Source organism: Halomonas sp. A11-A, assembly GCF_003182195.1.
Taxonomy (GTDB): Bacteria; Pseudomonadota; Gammaproteobacteria; order Pseudomonadales; family Halomonadaceae; genus Halomonas; species Halomonas alkalicola.
Map to the genome: position 1 here is coordinate 1 of NZ_QGTM01000029.1, position 15,088 is coordinate 15,088.

General features: G+C 67.1%; 15 protein-coding genes. 9 read left to right on the forward strand and 6 right to left on the reverse strand.

Annotated elements, in window-relative coordinates; genetic code table 11:
* Positions 1-340 precede the first annotated feature (340 nt).
* The 4 genes from DER72_RS14125 to DER72_RS16625 all read left to right on the forward strand — a co-directional run bounded on the left by DER72_RS14125 (position 341) and on the right by DER72_RS16625 (position 3,847).
* Positions 341-1,237: an AEC family transporter gene (locus DER72_RS14125; RefSeq protein WP_110070620.1), complete on the forward strand. Its 897-nt coding sequence runs from the start codon at positions 341-343 to the stop codon at positions 1,235-1,237.
* A 109-nt stretch (positions 1,238-1,346) separates the two neighbouring features.
* On the forward strand, positions 1,347-1,790 hold the full coding sequence (locus DER72_RS14130) for a copper resistance protein NlpE N-terminal domain-containing protein (protein WP_110070621.1): 444 nt from the start codon (positions 1,347-1,349) through the stop codon (positions 1,788-1,790).
* A gap of 74 nt (positions 1,791-1,864) precedes the next feature.
* A complete protein-coding gene (radA, locus tag DER72_RS14135; protein ID WP_110070622.1) occupies positions 1,865-3,244 on the forward strand; it encodes a DNA repair protein RadA in 1,380 nt (459 codons plus the stop codon).
* Between the two features lie 546 nt (positions 3,245-3,790).
* The gene (locus DER72_RS16625) at positions 3,791-3,847 is read left to right on the forward strand and encodes a hypothetical protein (protein WP_309064169.1); all 57 of its coding nucleotides are present in this window, start codon (positions 3,791-3,793) and stop codon (positions 3,845-3,847) included.
* Here the strand turns inward: DER72_RS16625 and DER72_RS14150 are convergent.
* Positions 3,844-4,017, reverse strand: coding sequence for a hypothetical protein (locus tag DER72_RS14150; RefSeq protein ID WP_181395682.1), 174 nt, complete (start codon positions 4,015-4,017; stop codon positions 3,844-3,846). The two genes, DER72_RS16625 and DER72_RS14150, sit on opposite strands and share 4 nt — an antisense overlap.
* Positions 4,014-4,622: an FAD-dependent monooxygenase gene (locus tag DER72_RS14155; protein WP_258306321.1), complete on the reverse strand. Its 609-nt coding sequence runs from the start codon at positions 4,620-4,622 to the stop codon at positions 4,014-4,016. The genes DER72_RS14150 and DER72_RS14155 overlap by 4 nt, the downstream gene beginning before the upstream one ends.
* A gap of 250 nt (positions 4,623-4,872) precedes the next feature.
* Here DER72_RS14155 and DER72_RS14160 point away from each other — a divergent pair, with 250 nt between their 5' ends.
* The 4 genes from DER72_RS14160 (at position 4,873) to DER72_RS14175 (ending at position 8,317) form a co-directional block, all read left to right on the forward strand.
* Positions 4,873-5,880 (forward strand): TRAP transporter substrate-binding protein, encoded by a 1,008-nt coding sequence (locus DER72_RS14160; protein ID WP_110070625.1) that lies wholly within the window; start codon positions 4,873-4,875, stop codon positions 5,878-5,880.
* 59 nt (positions 5,881-5,939) lie between these two features.
* Positions 5,940-6,458: a TRAP transporter small permease gene (locus DER72_RS14165; protein WP_110070626.1), complete on the forward strand. Its 519-nt coding sequence runs from the start codon at positions 5,940-5,942 to the stop codon at positions 6,456-6,458.
* 4 nt (positions 6,459-6,462) lie between these two features.
* Positions 6,463-7,722 (forward strand): TRAP transporter large permease, encoded by a 1,260-nt coding sequence (locus tag DER72_RS14170; protein WP_110070627.1) that lies wholly within the window; start codon positions 6,463-6,465, stop codon positions 7,720-7,722.
* Between the two features lie 124 nt (positions 7,723-7,846).
* On the forward strand, positions 7,847-8,317 hold the full coding sequence (locus tag DER72_RS14175) for a MarR family winged helix-turn-helix transcriptional regulator (protein ID WP_110070628.1): 471 nt from the start codon (positions 7,847-7,849) through the stop codon (positions 8,315-8,317).
* Between the two features lie 81 nt (positions 8,318-8,398).
* Here DER72_RS14175 and salA read toward each other — a convergent pair whose 3' ends face one another.
* Positions 8,399-9,718 carry a salicylate 1-monooxygenase gene (gene salA, locus DER72_RS14180; protein WP_110070629.1) on the reverse strand — a complete coding sequence of 440 codons (1,320 nt, stop codon included), beginning with the start codon at positions 9,716-9,718 and terminating at the stop codon, positions 8,399-8,401.
* Positions 9,719-9,892: 174 nt separating this feature from the next.
* Between salA and DER72_RS14185 the strand changes: the two genes are divergently transcribed.
* Positions 9,893-10,798 carry a LysR family transcriptional regulator gene (locus tag DER72_RS14185; RefSeq protein WP_110070630.1) on the forward strand — a complete coding sequence of 302 codons (906 nt, stop codon included), beginning with the start codon at positions 9,893-9,895 and terminating at the stop codon, positions 10,796-10,798.
* A 56-nt stretch (positions 10,799-10,854) separates the two neighbouring features.
* Here the strand turns inward: DER72_RS14185 and DER72_RS14190 are convergent, their stop codons facing one another.
* The 3 genes from DER72_RS14190 to DER72_RS14200 all read right to left on the reverse strand — a co-directional run bounded on the left by DER72_RS14190 (position 10,855) and on the right by DER72_RS14200 (position 15,068).
* The gene (locus DER72_RS14190; protein ID WP_110070631.1) at positions 10,855-11,946 is read right to left on the reverse strand and encodes an NAD(P)-dependent alcohol dehydrogenase; all 1,092 of its coding nucleotides are present in this window, start codon (positions 11,944-11,946) and stop codon (positions 10,855-10,857) included.
* Positions 11,947-12,013: 67 nt separating this feature from the next.
* A complete protein-coding gene (locus tag DER72_RS14195) occupies positions 12,014-13,480 on the reverse strand; it encodes an aldehyde dehydrogenase family protein (RefSeq protein ID WP_110070632.1) in 1,467 nt (488 codons plus the stop codon).
* A gap of 37 nt (positions 13,481-13,517) precedes the next feature.
* Positions 13,518-15,068, reverse strand: a complete 1,551-nt coding sequence (locus DER72_RS14200; RefSeq protein ID WP_110070633.1) for an FAD-binding oxidoreductase — start codon at positions 15,066-15,068, stop codon at positions 13,518-13,520.
* Positions 15,069-15,088: the final 20 nt, after the last annotated feature.

A 15,088-nucleotide genomic window follows, 5' to 3' on the forward strand; every position in this document is an offset into this window, starting at 1 on the left:
GGATCGATGGCCAGCACCATGTCATCGGTGATGTAGGGCGTGATCCGCTGGAGCTGCAGTTGCTCCGCGGCCCAGGCAAGCTCGCTGTGCCGGGATGATCAGGCGAGCTTTCCATTTGGCGCGGTACTTGGCATCTTGATGCATCGGGGTTTTCCTTGTGGTTCATGGTGTTAGGGGTAACAACATGATACCGGCGGGAAAGCCCCGATCTCGTTGATAGCACTGAAATTTTCAGCGCTATTCAGGCAGTGACAGTACCACCTGTGGAAAAGTGGGGAGACGTTAGGCCGCCGTGCTAGTCTGGGAGCACTTCTGCAGATTCGAATTCAATGGGGTCCCCATGACCGCCCAGATCCTCGCCACCCTGCTGCCGGTGTTCCTGATCGCCGGCTGCGGGTCCCTCTATGGCCGCTTTCGCACACCGGATATCCGCAGCATCAATACCCTCAACATGGAGCTGTTCGTGCCCATGCTGGTGTTTGCGGTGCTGGCCGATGGCCAGGCACCGCTGGAGGAGTATGTCGGGCTGGCGATCGGGGGAGCGGTCATCGTCGTAGGCTCCGGGGTGCTGCTCTGGCCGCTGGTGAAGTGGCTGAAGCTGAACCCGAAGACCTTCCTGCCGCCGATGATGTTCAACAACTCTGGCAACATGGGAATTCCGCTGCTGCTGCTGGCCTTCGGCGAGGCGGCGCTCCCCGCGGCCATCGTGCTGTTCATCGTGGAGATGCTGCTGCACTTCTCGCTGGGGCTCTGGATGCTCAGTCCCGCCACTCCGCTGTGGCGGATCCTGCGCATGCCCATCGTGCTGGCCAGCATCGCCGGCCTGGCGGTCAACCTGGCCGGGGTGGGGCTCCCCGGCTGGCTGCTCGAGGCGCTGCACATGCTGGGCGGCGTCTGCATTCCCTTGCTGCTCTTCGCACTCGGCGTACGCATGCTCGACATCGACTTCAGTGATTGGAAGACCGGCATGCTCGGGGCGCTGCTCTGCCCGCTCTCCGGCCTGGTGCTGGCGGTTCCGCTGATCTGGCTGTTGGGGCTCTCCGGTCTCCAGGCCGCGGCGCTGTGGGTGTTCGCCGCCTTGCCGCCGGCGGTACTCAACTACCTGGTGGCCGAGCAGTACCGCCAGGAACCCCACAAGGTGGCCTCGCTGGTGCTGATCGGCAACCTGGGGGCGCTGGTGGTGATGCCGGTGGTGCTGGCCCTGGTCTTCGGGTACGTCTACCCCGGCGCGGGCTGAGGATGATGGCGCGATATGGCAGACTGTCCGCCAGTAGCCTGAGAGGTTATGCTGTCAAACAGGCCGCCGTGAATGACGGTATCATTGCCCACTGCTCAGGAGGACACACATGCAAATCAGGACCTTGCTTGCGGGATCGGCCATGCTCGCACTGCTGGCCGGCTGTGCCGCTGGCCCGGCTCCCGAGGCGCCCGGCGTCGAGGTCGGGGAGGAGCGCTATCAGGGCACCCTGCCATGTCGCAACTGCGATGGCATCGACCTGGATGTGGTGCTGATGGGAGACGAGCAGAGCCAGCCAGAGGAGCGGACCTTTACTCTGCAGGCCTCCTACCGCGCCCATCCCCAGGATCCGCCCGATGAGAACTATGCCGGCAACTGGGAAGTGCTGGATGGCACCGCCACCGAGCCGGATGCCACCGTCTACGAATTGACGCCGGACGGTGAGGGCCAGATCTACTACTTCCTGCGCCTCGACGAGCAGACCCTGGAGCTGATCGACCCCCAGCGTCGCCGCTTCCAGAACAGCGAGATGCTTCAGCTGCGTCGTCAGTGATCGCGAGCCCGACGCTTGCAGAGGGCGGCCGCAGGGCCGCCCTCTGCGTTTGATACCCCCAGAGGCGAGGAGCCATGGCCAAGGCAAAGAGCGCCTTCGTCTGCACCGAGTGCGGTGCCGAATACAGCAAGTGGCAGGGGCAGTGCACCAGCTGCCAGGAGTGGAACACCCTGAGCGAGGTGCGCCTCGCCGCGGCACGCCCCGGTGCCGCCAGTGGCGGCGCCGGCAGCGGCCGCAGCGGCTATGCCGGGGCCCTGACCCGGGAAGTGGTCGATCTCGCCAACGTCGACCTCTCCGAGGTACCCCGGCTCTCCTCCACCTTCGGCGAGTTCGACCGGGTGCTGGGCGGCGGCCTGGTGCCGGGCTCGGCGGTGCTGCTGGGCGGCCATCCGGGGGCCGGCAAGTCGACCCTGCTGCTGCAGACCGCCTGCAAGCTGGCCCAGTCGCGCCGCGTGCTCTACGTCACCGGTGAGGAGTCGCTCTCCCAGGTGGCGATGCGCGCCCACCGCCTGCAGCTGCCGGTTCAGGGGCTGAAGATGCTGGCCGAGACCAGCGTCGAGACGATCCTCACCGTGGCCGAGCGCGAGCGTCCCGAGATCCTCGTGATCGACTCCATCCAGACTATGCACCTCGAGGATATCGCCTCGGCGCCGGGGGGCGTGGCCCAAGTGCGCGAATCCGCCGCGGCGCTGACCCGCTTCGCCAAGCAGACCAACACGGTGCTGCTGCTGGTCGGCCATGTGACCAAGGACGGCACCCTGGCCGGCCCCAAGGTGCTTGAGCACATGATCGACGCCTCGCTGCTGCTGGAGGGGGGTGCCGACTCCCGCTTCCGCACCCTGCGCGGCCAGAAGAACCGCTTCGGCGCGGTCAATGAGCTGGGGGTCTTCGCTATGCTCGAGCACGGCCTCAAAGAGGTGAAGAACCCCAGCGCCATCTTCCTCTCCCGCACCCAGGAGCAGTCGCCAGGCAGCCTGGTCATGGTGGTCTGGGAGGGGACCCGGCCGATCCTGGTCGAGGTGCAGGCGCTGCTCGACGACTCGGCGCTGGGTAACCCGCGCCGGGTCGCCGTGGGCCTCGACCCCAATCGCCTGGCGATGCTGCTGGCCGTGCTGCACCGCCACGGCGGGCTCTTCACCGGGGACCAGGACGTCTTCCTCAACGTGGTGGGAGGGGTGAAGGTGCTGGAGACCAGCGCCGATCTCGCCGTGCTGCTGGCGGTGGTCTCGAGCCTGCAGAGCCGACCGCTGCCCCGCGAGCTGGTGGTGTTCGGCGAGGTGGGGCTCTCCGGCGAGATCCGCCCGGTGCCCAGCGGCCAGGAGCGCATCGTCGAGGCCGCCAAGCACGGCTTCACCCGCGCCATCGTCCCGCGCGGCAACGCGCCGAAGACCTCGCCGCCGGGCATGGAGGTGGTCGCTGTCGACAAGCTGGCCGAGGCCCTGGAGGCGCTCTAGGCCGGATATTGCACCGGGAATGAAAAAAAGCGGCTGAAAATCGGTTATAATTCAAGCTTCTACACCAGAATCAACCGCATCAGTCGCCATGACAACATGTACCACGCCCACCGCCACCTTTCCACGCTGCAAAGGCCGTCAGATCGTCGCCCGCTTCGATGGCGGCGACGTCACCTCCGACGACGGCATCCTCCTGCTGCGTCAGCTCGATCGCGAGATGGGGCTGACGCGCTCGGCTGATGTTGAGCAGCCAGTACCCGGAGCAGGTCCTCTTCCTGAAGCTGACTGGCAAACTGGTGCTTGGGTAGCGCCGCGGCGTGCTTGGCATCTGGGTGCTGCTGACCAACCCGATGCAACATCCGGGCTAGGAGCTTCCGCTCCGGGTTGAGTGGGAGATCCTGGCACGACGCCTACACGACCAGCGCCAGCGCGCCGAGGGCCCCTTCATCGCCGTGAACTGCGCTGCCATCCCGCCGGAGCTGATCGAGCCGGAGCCGTTCGACGTGGAGAAGGGCGCCTGCCTACACCGGTGCGACCCGGTCGCGCCTGGGGTGCTTCGAGCACGCCCACGGGGGCACGCTGTTCCTCGACGAGCTCTCCTAGCTCTCGCCACGCGCCCACGCCGCCCTGGTGCTGTGCACGGCGCTCTTATGGGTGATCTGCCAGCGGCCGTCGAGCTTGAGCAGCGCCAGCACGTCCACCCAGGAGTCCGCCAGGTTTTCGGTGTTATCGAAGCCCAGCAGCACGCTGGCCACCTCGCCGGCCTGGGTCACCTTGATAACGCGACCACGTAGCGGGCGCGGACGGTCTTCTCACCCTCCGGCGTCTTGAGGGTCACCGTGACGCGCTCGTCCGGGTTCTCGGGTACCTCCACCTTAAGCGTCTCGTGGCCGTAGTCGACCTTCAGGCGACTGGGCGAGTCGTGCATGTACTCCAGCAGGAAGTCGAGCAGCCGCGCCTGGTTGACGATCACGTGGGGAAACTCGGAGAGACCGTCGCGCACGTCCTGCACGCGGCCGAGCCGTGTGATGCGCGACGTGTCGCCGGGGGCAGGGCCCCAGAAGTGGGTCTCATTGATCCAGTAGGCCTCGGTGGTCATCCGCTCGGCCAGGCCGAAGGCCTCGAACATCTCCACCGTGCGGCAGGCGATCCCGTCGGCACGTCCGACCTCGAGGGGCCCATCGGCCTTCTCCACGACGCGGGTGACGATCCCCGGGAAGGTCGACAGCTGGGCGGCCAGCAGCAGCCCGGCGGGGCCGGTGCCGACGATGAGTACGTCCACCTCTTCCGGCAGCGGCCCCTGCTCCTCGCTGCGCCCTTCGGCCAGGGGTTGAATTCGCGGGTCGCCGCTGCGGTAACCGTCGAGGAAGTACTGCATCGTTTCGCTCCATCCCGTTCGCTACGGGTCGTCGTTGTTGAGGGTCTGTTGAGGGTCAATCAGAGGGCCGGGGCCACCTGCCGCGGCAATCTGCCACGCCGAAATTCATCAGTATTGTGATTGATATGACGCCCGGCAACTCGACTTTCGGGTAATTGCTCATTGTTGTGATGATCACAATACTGACGCAAATCAAAAAGTGACCATCCCTTTACCCACCGATCCCTGACCGCCGACAAGCGAGCCGACAATGACAACCACCGCACGCCACGCCATCCGCCGCCCCCTGGCCCTGACGCTGCTCTCGGCCGCCCTGCTGGCCGCAAGCGCCCCGCTCCTGGCCAAGGAGCTCCGCCTGGGCATGATCACTCCCCCCCAGCACATCTGGACCCAGACCGCCGAGCAGTTCGCCGAGGCAGTCGACGAGCGCAGCGGAGGCGAACTGACCGTTGCCCTCTTCCCCGCCGGCCAACTGGGTGACGAGTCGGCGATGTTTTCTCAGTTGGAAACCGGACTGCTCGACATGGGCATCATGACGGCGGCCCTGACCAGCCAGCGCGAGCCAGCCATTGTCGGCTGGTTCACCCCTTTCCTGTTCGATAGCGTCGAAGCGGCGGCCCGGGCCACCGAAACCGAGGCCGCCCGGCAGATGCTGGACAACCTGGAGAACAAGGGCCTGCACGCCTTCGGCTATACCTTCGCCGGCATGCGCCACATCCTGATGCGCGATACGCGCGTCGAGGAGATGGAGGATGTCGCCCGCCAGAACGTGCGCGTCATCCCCTTCGCCGCGATGAACACCTGGTGGCGCGCCATGGATGCTCGCCCCACCCCCATCAGCCTGCCGGACGTCTACCAGGCGCTGCAGAACCGCATGCTCGACGGCGTGGATATCGATTTGGACGCCCTGGCGGGCTCCGGCTTCTACGAGGTCGCCGAGCACCTGACCCTCACCAGCCACATGGCTTTCCCCGCCGTCTCGGTGATGAGCCAGGCCACCCGCGCCTCGCTCTCCGACGAGCAGCGCCAGATCATCGACGAGGCCATGGCAGAGGCCCTGGCCTGGGGCATCGAGGCCCAGATCGAGGCCGAGCAGCGCAACCTCGCCACCCTCCAGGAAGCCATCGATGTCTTCATCCTCGAGGATGCCGAAAGCGTCTTCGCCACGGCCAACCAGGCCTTCGCGGATCGCTTTGGCGACCAGCCGCTGATCCAGGCCTTCCAGCAGCAGTCCGCCGAGCTGCTTGACGCCGAATAAGGCCTGTCGGGGCGCCCTGGCGCCCCATCCCGGAAGCCCGTACCGGAAGAGAGCCCCCCATGAACACTCGACACGACACCTGGCTGAGCCGGGCCAGCCGTGGGCTGGCCCGGGTCGAGCAGTTTCTCTGCAGCCTGCTGATCGCTGCCTTCGGCGTGCTGCTGATCGTCAATGTCTTCGCCCGCTACGTGCTCAGCAGCCCGCTCTACTTCGCCAACGAGCTGGCGGTCTACATCCTGATCTGGATGGCCTTCCTGGCCATCTCCATCGCGATCCACCACGACCAGCACGTGCGCCTGACCATGCTGGTGGGCCTGCTGCCCGCACCGGCCCAGCGGCTCTGCTACTGGCTGACCGAGCTGGTCTGCCTGGCGATCCTGGCGGTGATGCTCTGGTACTCCATCGGCTGGCTGCGCTCACCCTCGGTCGCCTTCGACATCGCCATCACCCTCGACTGGCCCAAGTGGCACTTCTACCTGATCGTGCCGATCTTCTGTGCCACCTCCCTCTTCCACCTCATCGCCAGGCTGCCGGACCGCTCACGCACGGTCTTCACCCTGGCCAGCGACGAGGAGTGACCACATGACCCTGGCCGCCTTCCTGCTCTTCATGCTGCTCGGCATGCCCATCGCCTTCGTGCTGCTGGCCTCGACCTTCACCTTCATCTTCACCTCCGGCAATTACCGCCTGCTCGACAACCTGCCCCAGGTGATCTTCGGCTCCCTAGAGGTGTTCGACCTGCTGGCGATCCCGCTCTTCATCCTGCTGGGGGAGATCATGAACGAGGGGGGCATCACCCGCCGGATCATCCTCGCGGCCCGCGCCTGGTTCGCCTGGATCCCCCACAGCATCGCCTACGTCTCCCTCACCTCGAACCTGATGCTGGCCTCCATCATGGGCTCGGCCACGGCACAGATCGCCATCATGAGCCGGGTCATGACCCCGGAGATGGAGCGCGACGGCTACGACAAGGGGTTCGCCGCCGCCCTCACCGCGGGCAGCGGCCTGTTGGGGCCGATCATCCCACCCTCCATGGTCTTCATCATCTACGGCGTGATCGCCCAGGTCTCCATCGGGGCGATGTTCCTGGGCGGCATCCTCCCGGGCCTGGTGCTCTTCCTGCTGATCAGCGGCCTGATCGCGCTGATGGCCGGGCGGGCGAAGAAGCGGGACACCGGCGACAAGCAAGCTATCCCCCTGTGGGGCGCCACCCGTGGCGCCCTGCTGACCCTGGTCATCCCGCTGGTCATCGTCGGCGGCATCGCCTTCGGCATCGTCACCCCGACCGAGTCGGCGGCCGCGGCGACCCTGATGGCGCTGATCATCGGCGGCCTGGTGTTTCGCGAACTGAAGTGGGGACAGCTCCCCGGAGTGCTCCAGCGGACGGCGCGCAACACCGCCATCGTGCTGTTCCTGATCGCCGCCGCCAAGGCCTTCGGCTGGGTGCTGGTCTACAACCAGATTCCTCAGCAGGTGGCGGGATTGATGCAGGGCGCCACCGAGAGCCCGCTGATCTTCATGCTGCTGGTCTTCGTGATGCTGATCGTGGTGGGCATGGTGCTCGACGGCATCGCCGCCCTGATCATCCTGGTGCCGATCCTGCTGCCGGTGGCCCAGCAGAGCTATGGCATCGACCCCATCCACTTCGGCATCGTTACCTGCATGACCCTGAGCCTGGGGCTGCTGACGCCGCCGGTGGGCGCCGGGCTCTACGTCGCCTCGGCGATCAGCAACGTGAGCCTGCCGCGCATCACCAGGTGGATCATGCCCTTCGTGCTGGCGGCCTGCCTGGTGATCCTGCTGACCATCTTCAATCCCTGGCTGGTCAGTGTGTTCCGCTGATACCCATCCGCCGGCCGGGCTCGGCGGGTGCCCGCACAACCCGACTCTGCTAAGTTAGCGCCCAGGCCCTCCGCCACCTACGGCGGGTGGCCCTCCCCCTTCCACCCTTGAACAGAACACAACCATGACCGCAGCTCCCTTCTCGGAAGCCAGCCAGTTTCCCGGCAACCTGCTCCGGCGCTGCCATCAGATCAGCGTGGCGATCTTCCTGCGCAAGTGCGAGGCCTACCAGCTGACCCAACTGCACTACATCATCCTCTGCGCGCTGGAGGAGCACGGCTCTATCGACCAGATCACCCTGGGTGGCCATACGGCCCTGGATCGCAACACCGTGGCTGTGGTGGTGAAGAAGCTGGAGGAGCGCGGCCTGGTCACCCGGCAGCGCAACCCCGAGGATCGCCGCGCCATGCTGGTGACCCTGACCAGGGAAGGGGAGCGCCTGCGCCACGCCGCCGAACCCTCCGTGGCCGAGGTGCAGGAGGAGATCCTCGCCCCCCTGCAGGAGGAGGAGCGCGAAACCCTGTGCCGACTGCTGCAGACCCTGGCCGACGAGAACAACCACCTGAGCCGGGTGCCGGTGCGCCAGGCGGGCTGACTGCTCACCACCAACGCCCCCAGCCGACAAGACCCCGAGAGCAGCGCTCCCGGGGCCTTGTCGATCTGGCCTGCCCGGCCGTCAGACGGCGGCGGCTTCTGCCGCGGCGCTCTCCCCGGCCAGGACCCGCCGCGCCGCCACCACATCCTCCTCGGGATCGTGGTTCCAGAGCCAGTCGAAGCGGGTCTCGAGGTTCTCGATCAGCTTCGCCTCGTCGTCGCCGATCCCTTCACCGGCGTACTCGTAGACGTTTCCCGCCTCGTGGGAGGTGCGCTGCACCCGACAGGTGCGCCCATGGCGGACCGCCTCGAAGGCCGCCAGCACCTGCGCCACGCTGTCTCTGGTGCAGGCCTCGTCGCCCAGCAGGCTGGCCAGCACGTAGGCGTCTTCCAGCGCCTGGCCGGCACCGGCGCCCTGATGGGGCACCAGCGCATGGGCGGCATCGCCCACCAGCAGCACGCGGCCGCGGTGGTAGCGCGGGAGTTCGGGCAGCTCGTGCAGCGCCCAGCGGGTTGGCTCGGGAATGCACGCGAGGATCGCCTGGGAGGCCGCCCCCCAGCCGGCGAAGACCTCCAGCATCTCCTGCTGGGTCACCGCCTGAACCCACTCCTCCCCCTTGGGCAGTTTCGGCTCGGGGGTGGAGCGGTCGGTGATGAAGGCCACCACGTTGATCAGCGCCGACTGCTTGACCGGGAAGGTGAGGATATGGCGGTCGTGGCCCAGGTACATCTGGGGCACCAGGGCCAGGCGCCGGTCGGCGCCCCTGTTCTCCAGGGCCTCTTCCAGCCGGGCGGTGGGGATCATGCCGCGATAGGCGTAGGTGCCGCTCCAGAAGGGGGCGATCTCGCCGAAGGTCTCGGCGGGCAGCACGTTGGCGCGCACCGCCGACTTGATGCCGTCGAAGCCGATCAGGATATCCGCGGTGAAGGAGGTGCCATCGGCGAAGCGGACGGTGGCGCTATCACCCTCCTGGGTGACCTCGACACAGCGCTTGCCGAAATGGGCGATGCCGGCGGGCAGCTGGGCCACGATGGCGTCCAGGAAGTCCGCCCGGTGCACCGAGGACTGCCCACAGCCGGGGGCCAGGGTGGCGGTCAGGTAGCCGTCGTCGCTGCCGCGGCGCCACTCGAACCAGACATCCTCGAAGGGTGCCGGCGAGGCATCGGCGATGCGGCGATAGGCCGCCTCCAGGCCCAGCCGCTGGATGGCGCGCACCGCGTTGGGCCCGAAGGAGACGCCGGCACCGATCTCGGAGAACTGCGGCGCCGCCTCGAAGAGCTGCACGTCGAGGTCGGCATGTCGGGAGAGGGCCACGGCGAAGGCCACGCCGCCGATGCCGCCGCCGATGATGGCGACGGACAGGCGAGAAGCAGAGGGGGACGCAGTAGTGTGATTGGGCATGGTGCGAGCTCCGTCAGGGACACTGTTATTGGAATGGCGTCGTTATTGGCATGGCGTAAGCTGATGAGGCGCAGGCTAGAGCCCCTCAGATATTCACACAACACAGCCACCTTCATGTTATGAATTAACAGCAGTAATATTTTATTGAATACAGTCAATTAGGCGAGGACGGGCATGCTGAAGCTGGCGGATATCGATGTGAACCTGCTGGTGGTCTTCGACCTGCTCTATCGCGAGGGCAACACCCAGCGGGTGGCCGAGCGGCTCGGCGTGACCCAGCCCGCCGTCAGCCACGCGCTCAAGCGCCTGCGCCGGCTGCTCGGCGATGAGCTCTTCGAACGCACCTCCAGGGGGCTGTCGCCGACGCCGCGGGCGGACCAGCTTCACCCCGGCATCGCCGAGGCGCTGGCCCGGCTGCATGAGATCCTCAACCTGGGCGATGACTTCGAGCCGGCCAGCAGCGAGCGCACCTTCCAGCTGGCGATGACCGATATCGGCGAGATCGTCTTCCTGCCGCGGCTGCTGGAGTACCTGGCCAGGGAGGCACCGGGCATCCGGCTCAGCACGGTGCGCAGCCATCGGGAGGACCTGAAACGGGAGATGGAGGAGGGACGGATCGATCTGGCTGTTGGCCTGATCCCCCAGCTGGGCGCCGGCTTCTACCAGCAGCGGCTCTTCGTGCAGCGCTATGTCTGCCTGATGCGGGAGGGCCACCCGCTGGCGGAGGGCGACTTCAACCTGGAGGCCTTCACGGCGGCCACCCACGCGGTGGTGGTGGCGAAGGGCACCGGGCACGGCGTCGTCGAGGAACAGCTCGCCCGGGCGGGCATCGAGCGCCCGGTCCGGCTGCAACTGCCCCACTTCGCCGCCGTGCCCTATATCATCAGCGAGAGCGACCTGGTGGTCACGGTGACCGACAAGTTCGCCGAGGCGACCCGGGCGCGCTTCGGCCTGGCCGTGCAGGAGCACCCTCTGCCCTTCCCCGAGATCCCCATCAACCTCTTCTGGCACCGCCGCTACCACCGCGACGCCGGTAACCGCTGGCTGCGCGGCCTGCTCTTCGCGATGTTTGCGGAATAGAAAGAGGCGGCACCTGCCAGAGCAGGCGCCGCCTCGCGATGGCCGAAGGTGCGGGTTCAGTCGGCGATCTTCAGCACCGGCTTGACGGTGGTGCCGTTCTTTGAGTCCTCGAAGGCCTCGTTGATCTGCTCGGGGGCGTAGAACTTCACCAGCCGGTCGAAGGGGAAGCGCCCCTCCTTGAAGTAGGCCACCAGCTGCGGGATGAAGACCCGCGGCACGGAGTCGCCCTCGATCACGCCGATCATCGACTTGCCCTCGGCCATCAGGTCGTGGTGCACGTCCAGGGTCACCTCGGGGGTGACGCCGACGATGGCCGAGACGCCCAGCGGCTTGAGGGCCTGCAGCGACTGGCGCACCACGACGGGCACCCCGGTGGTCTCCACGGCGAACTGGCTGCCGCCGCCGGTGATCTCGCGCACCCGCTCGACGGTGTCTTCCTGCTGGCCGTTGATCGCATGGGTCGCACCCAGCTCGAGAGCCAGCTCGAGGCGACTGTCGTGGACATCCACCGCGATGACCTGCCGGCAGCCGGCAATGCGCGCCGCCATGATGGCGGAGAGCCCCACCGCCCCGCAGCCATAGACCACCAGGCTCGACCCAAACTCGGGCTTGAGGCGATTCAGCACGGTGCCGGCCCCGGTCTGGATGCCGCAGCCCAGCGGGCCCAGCAGCGCCAGATCCACCTCGGGGTCCACCTTGACCGCGTTGCGGGCACTGACCACGGCGTGGGTCGCAAAGGAGGACTGGCCGAAGAAGGTGGCCAGGGAGTCGTCGCCCAGCGCCAGACGGTGGCTGCCGTCATCCATGGCGCCGCCGAAGTTGAGCTCGTTGAAGGTATCGCAGACGGTGGGGTGACCGGTCAGGCAGTGGCCGCAGCCGCCGCAGTGGGCAAAGGAGAGCACCACGTGGTCGCCCACCTCGAGCCCGCTCACCCCCTCGCCGAGGGCCTCCACCACGCCAGCGCCCTCGTGGCCCAGCACGATGGGAAAGGGCGCGATGCCGAGGTCCCGGGCCACCGCATCGGTGTGGCAGACGCCGGTGGCCACGATGCGCACCCGCACCTCGCCCAGACCAGGCTCGGCCAGCTCCACCGCCTGCCATTCGAAATCACGCCCCTGTTCCAGGGTCACGGCCGCTTGAATCTGCATGAGTCGTTCTCCTCGCCTTGATGATTCGAAAGCCGGGCCACCCTCTGGTGGCCCGGTGCACGCGGTCTCAGAAGGGATAGCCGCGCGGCGCGTGCTGCACGCTGATCCAGTGGTCGGTGGTGAACTCCTCGATGGCCCAGTCGCCGTTGAAGCGGCCGAGGCCGGAGTTCTTCTCGCCGCCGAAGGGCACGTGGGCCTCGTCGTTGACCGGCATGTCGTTGACGTGGGTCATGCCCGCCTTGATGCCCTGGGCGAAGCGCAGGCCGCGGGCCAGATCGCCGCTGAACACCGCGCTGGAGAGGCCGTACTCGGTGCCGTTGGCGAGCTCCAGGGCGTGGGCCTCGTCGCGGGCCTTCTGGATGCCCACCAGCGGGCCGAAGATCTCCTCGCGGCTGATCTCCATCTCCGCGGTGACGTCGCCGAACACATGGGGCGGAACCAGCTGGCCCTGGATCTCGCCCTCCAGCAGCACGGTCGCGCCTTCCCGCTTGGCGGTGGCGATCTTCTCCTCCAGCCCCTCGCGCTGCTTGGCGTTGATCACCGGGCCCACCACGGTGGCCATGTCGTCGGGATCGCCCACCTGGAGTCCCTTGACCTTCTCGACGAAGCGCTCGACGAAGGCGTCATAGCGGCTCTCGTCCACGATGATGCGGTTGACCGCCATGCAGATCTGGCCCTGGTGCAGGAACTTGCCCATGGCCGCGGCATTCACCGCCTGCTCGATATCGGCGTCGTCCAGCACCACGAAGGGGCTGTTGCCGCCCAGCTCCAGGGAGACCTTCTTGATATGCTCGCCGCCGCTGGCGATGCGGCCGATGCCGCGACCCACCTGGGTGGAGCCGGTGAAGGAGATCAGCCGCGGCACCCGGTGCTCGACGAAGGCGTCGCCGATCTCGCTGCCGGCGCCCACCACCACGCTGAGCAGCCCCTTTGGCAGGCCGGCCTCCTCGAAGATCTTCGCCAGCAGCAGGCCACCGGTGACCGGCGTGTCGCTGGCCGGCTTGACCACCACGGCATTGCCCAGGGCCAGCGCCGGGGCGATGGAGCGCTGGGAGAGGTGCAGCGGGAAGTTCCAGGGGCTGATCACGCCGACCACGCCCAAGGGCTTGCGGTAGACGCGGTTCTCCTTGCCCGGCACGTTGGAGGCCAGGGTCATGCCGTGGACCCGGCCCGGCATGCTGGCGGCCTCCAGGGTGATGCCGCGGGCCGCACCCCACTCGACGTTGGCCTTGAGCCGGGTGCTGCCCGACTCGCGGATCAGCCAGTCGATGATCTCCTCCTTGCGGGCGTCGAAGATCGCCACCACCCGCTGCAGCAGGGCGCTGCGCTGGGCCGGCGGGGTCGCCGCCCAGGCGGCCTGGGCCTTCTCAGCGGCCAGGAAGGCGGCGTCGAGGTCGCCGGCGGTCGCCAGGCGTATGGTCAGCAGCTCGCTGCCATCATAGGGGTTGGTCACCCGGGAGGTGCGCTCGCTGGCGCCCTCGCGCCACTCGCCGGCAATCGGCTGAAGCTGAAAATCGCTGTATGCAGTGCTCATAGGTGCTCTTCCTCAGGGTCGGTTCAGGGGCGGACGGTTACAGGCGAATGCCGGACTTGCCGGGGGAGAGAATCCCGTTGGGATCCAGCGCCTTCTTCAGGGTGCGGTGCACCTCGCGCAGGGGCTCGCCGAAGGTGCCGGCCACCTGCTCCATGAACTCGTTGTTGGTGCGGTAGAGGCCGTAGCCGCGCTTGGCGAACTCGTCGATCAGCTCGGCGAAGCAGTCGTGGGCGCGCTGGGTCTCCTCCGGGTCCTGGCGGTTGTAGAGCAGGTCGATGACATGGTGCATGTCACGCCAGCCGACGATGTACTCGGCCACGTAGTCGAAGCCGTATTTGCCGAGGATCTGCTGGGCCAGCTCGGTCTGGTCGCGGGTCTCGCTGCCCTTGGCCTGGGAGACCGGTGCGAACCACATGGAGCCGCCGCCCCCGCGCCAGTTGTAGAGGCCGAACTCCTGCAGGTTCATCTCGCCCTTCATCAGCGCCGAGCGGTAGGAGAAGCCGCCGCCGCGCTTCTCGGCCTCCTCGCCGTACATGATCTGGGCCTTGCCGCTCTTGCTGAAGGCCTGCTCAATGATCTTCCAGTTGACCTCGATCTGCTCCGGCGTGCCGTAGAGAGCGGCGTAGATGTTCCACTCGCCGATCCCCTCGTCCAGCTTGATGCGCTCGATGGCCTCCCGCGGAATGGACGCGGGTCCCTCGTAGTAGGCCTTGCGCTCCACGTGGGTACCGGCATCCCACAGGGTGTGCACGATCACCACGGCGTTGGGGATGATCTGCGCGATGCGCAGCGGGCGCATGATCTCGACGATCTCCTCGATATCCTCCGGATCGGGGTACTGGATCAGGAAGGGGCGATAGGCCGGCGGCTCCGGCATCAGCCACAACCCCATCTTGGTGACGACGCCGTAGTTGGACTGTGAGAAGAGGCCGTCCAGGTAGGGGCCATAGCCCCACTTGAAGACCTGCCAGGAGGTCGAGTTCTCGATCCCGCCCATCCCGGTGCGGATCATCTCGCCGTTGGCCAGCACAACTTCCATGCCGCACTGGAACATGAAGTGCTCACCGTAGGGGGTGTAGCCCACGCCGCGATCCAGGGTGTTGCCCACCGGGCCGGCGATGGCCGAGGGCGCCGGCACCGAGAGCCACAGCTTGTAGCCCTTCTCCTGGATGTAGTCGTAGAGCTGCTGGTAGGTGACACCGGGCTCCACCAGCGCGGTGCAGGAGTCCGGATCCACCTCGAGGATGCGATTCATGCGGTGCAGGTCGAGGATCACCTGGCCGGTCTCCCCCGGCGCGGCCGAGCCATAGCCCAGGTTCTTGCCGGTGGAGATGGTCCAGATCGGCACCTTGAACTCGTTGCAGGTACGCACGACCGCCTGGACCTGCTCGGCGCTGGTCGGCATCACCGCCGCCGAGGGGATGTAGTCGCGGTCGTCGCCGGCCATCATGATCTTGGTGTAGGGCGCCAGCTGGCTCCCTTCGGTCAGGACGCTGTCGGCCCCGACGATCTCGCGAAAGCGGCCGAGGGCGGTGTCGAAGTCCGCCTCGCTGACGCCCTTGGGAAGAATGCGCTGTGTCGTGCTCATGGGGTGTTCTCTCGCTTGTT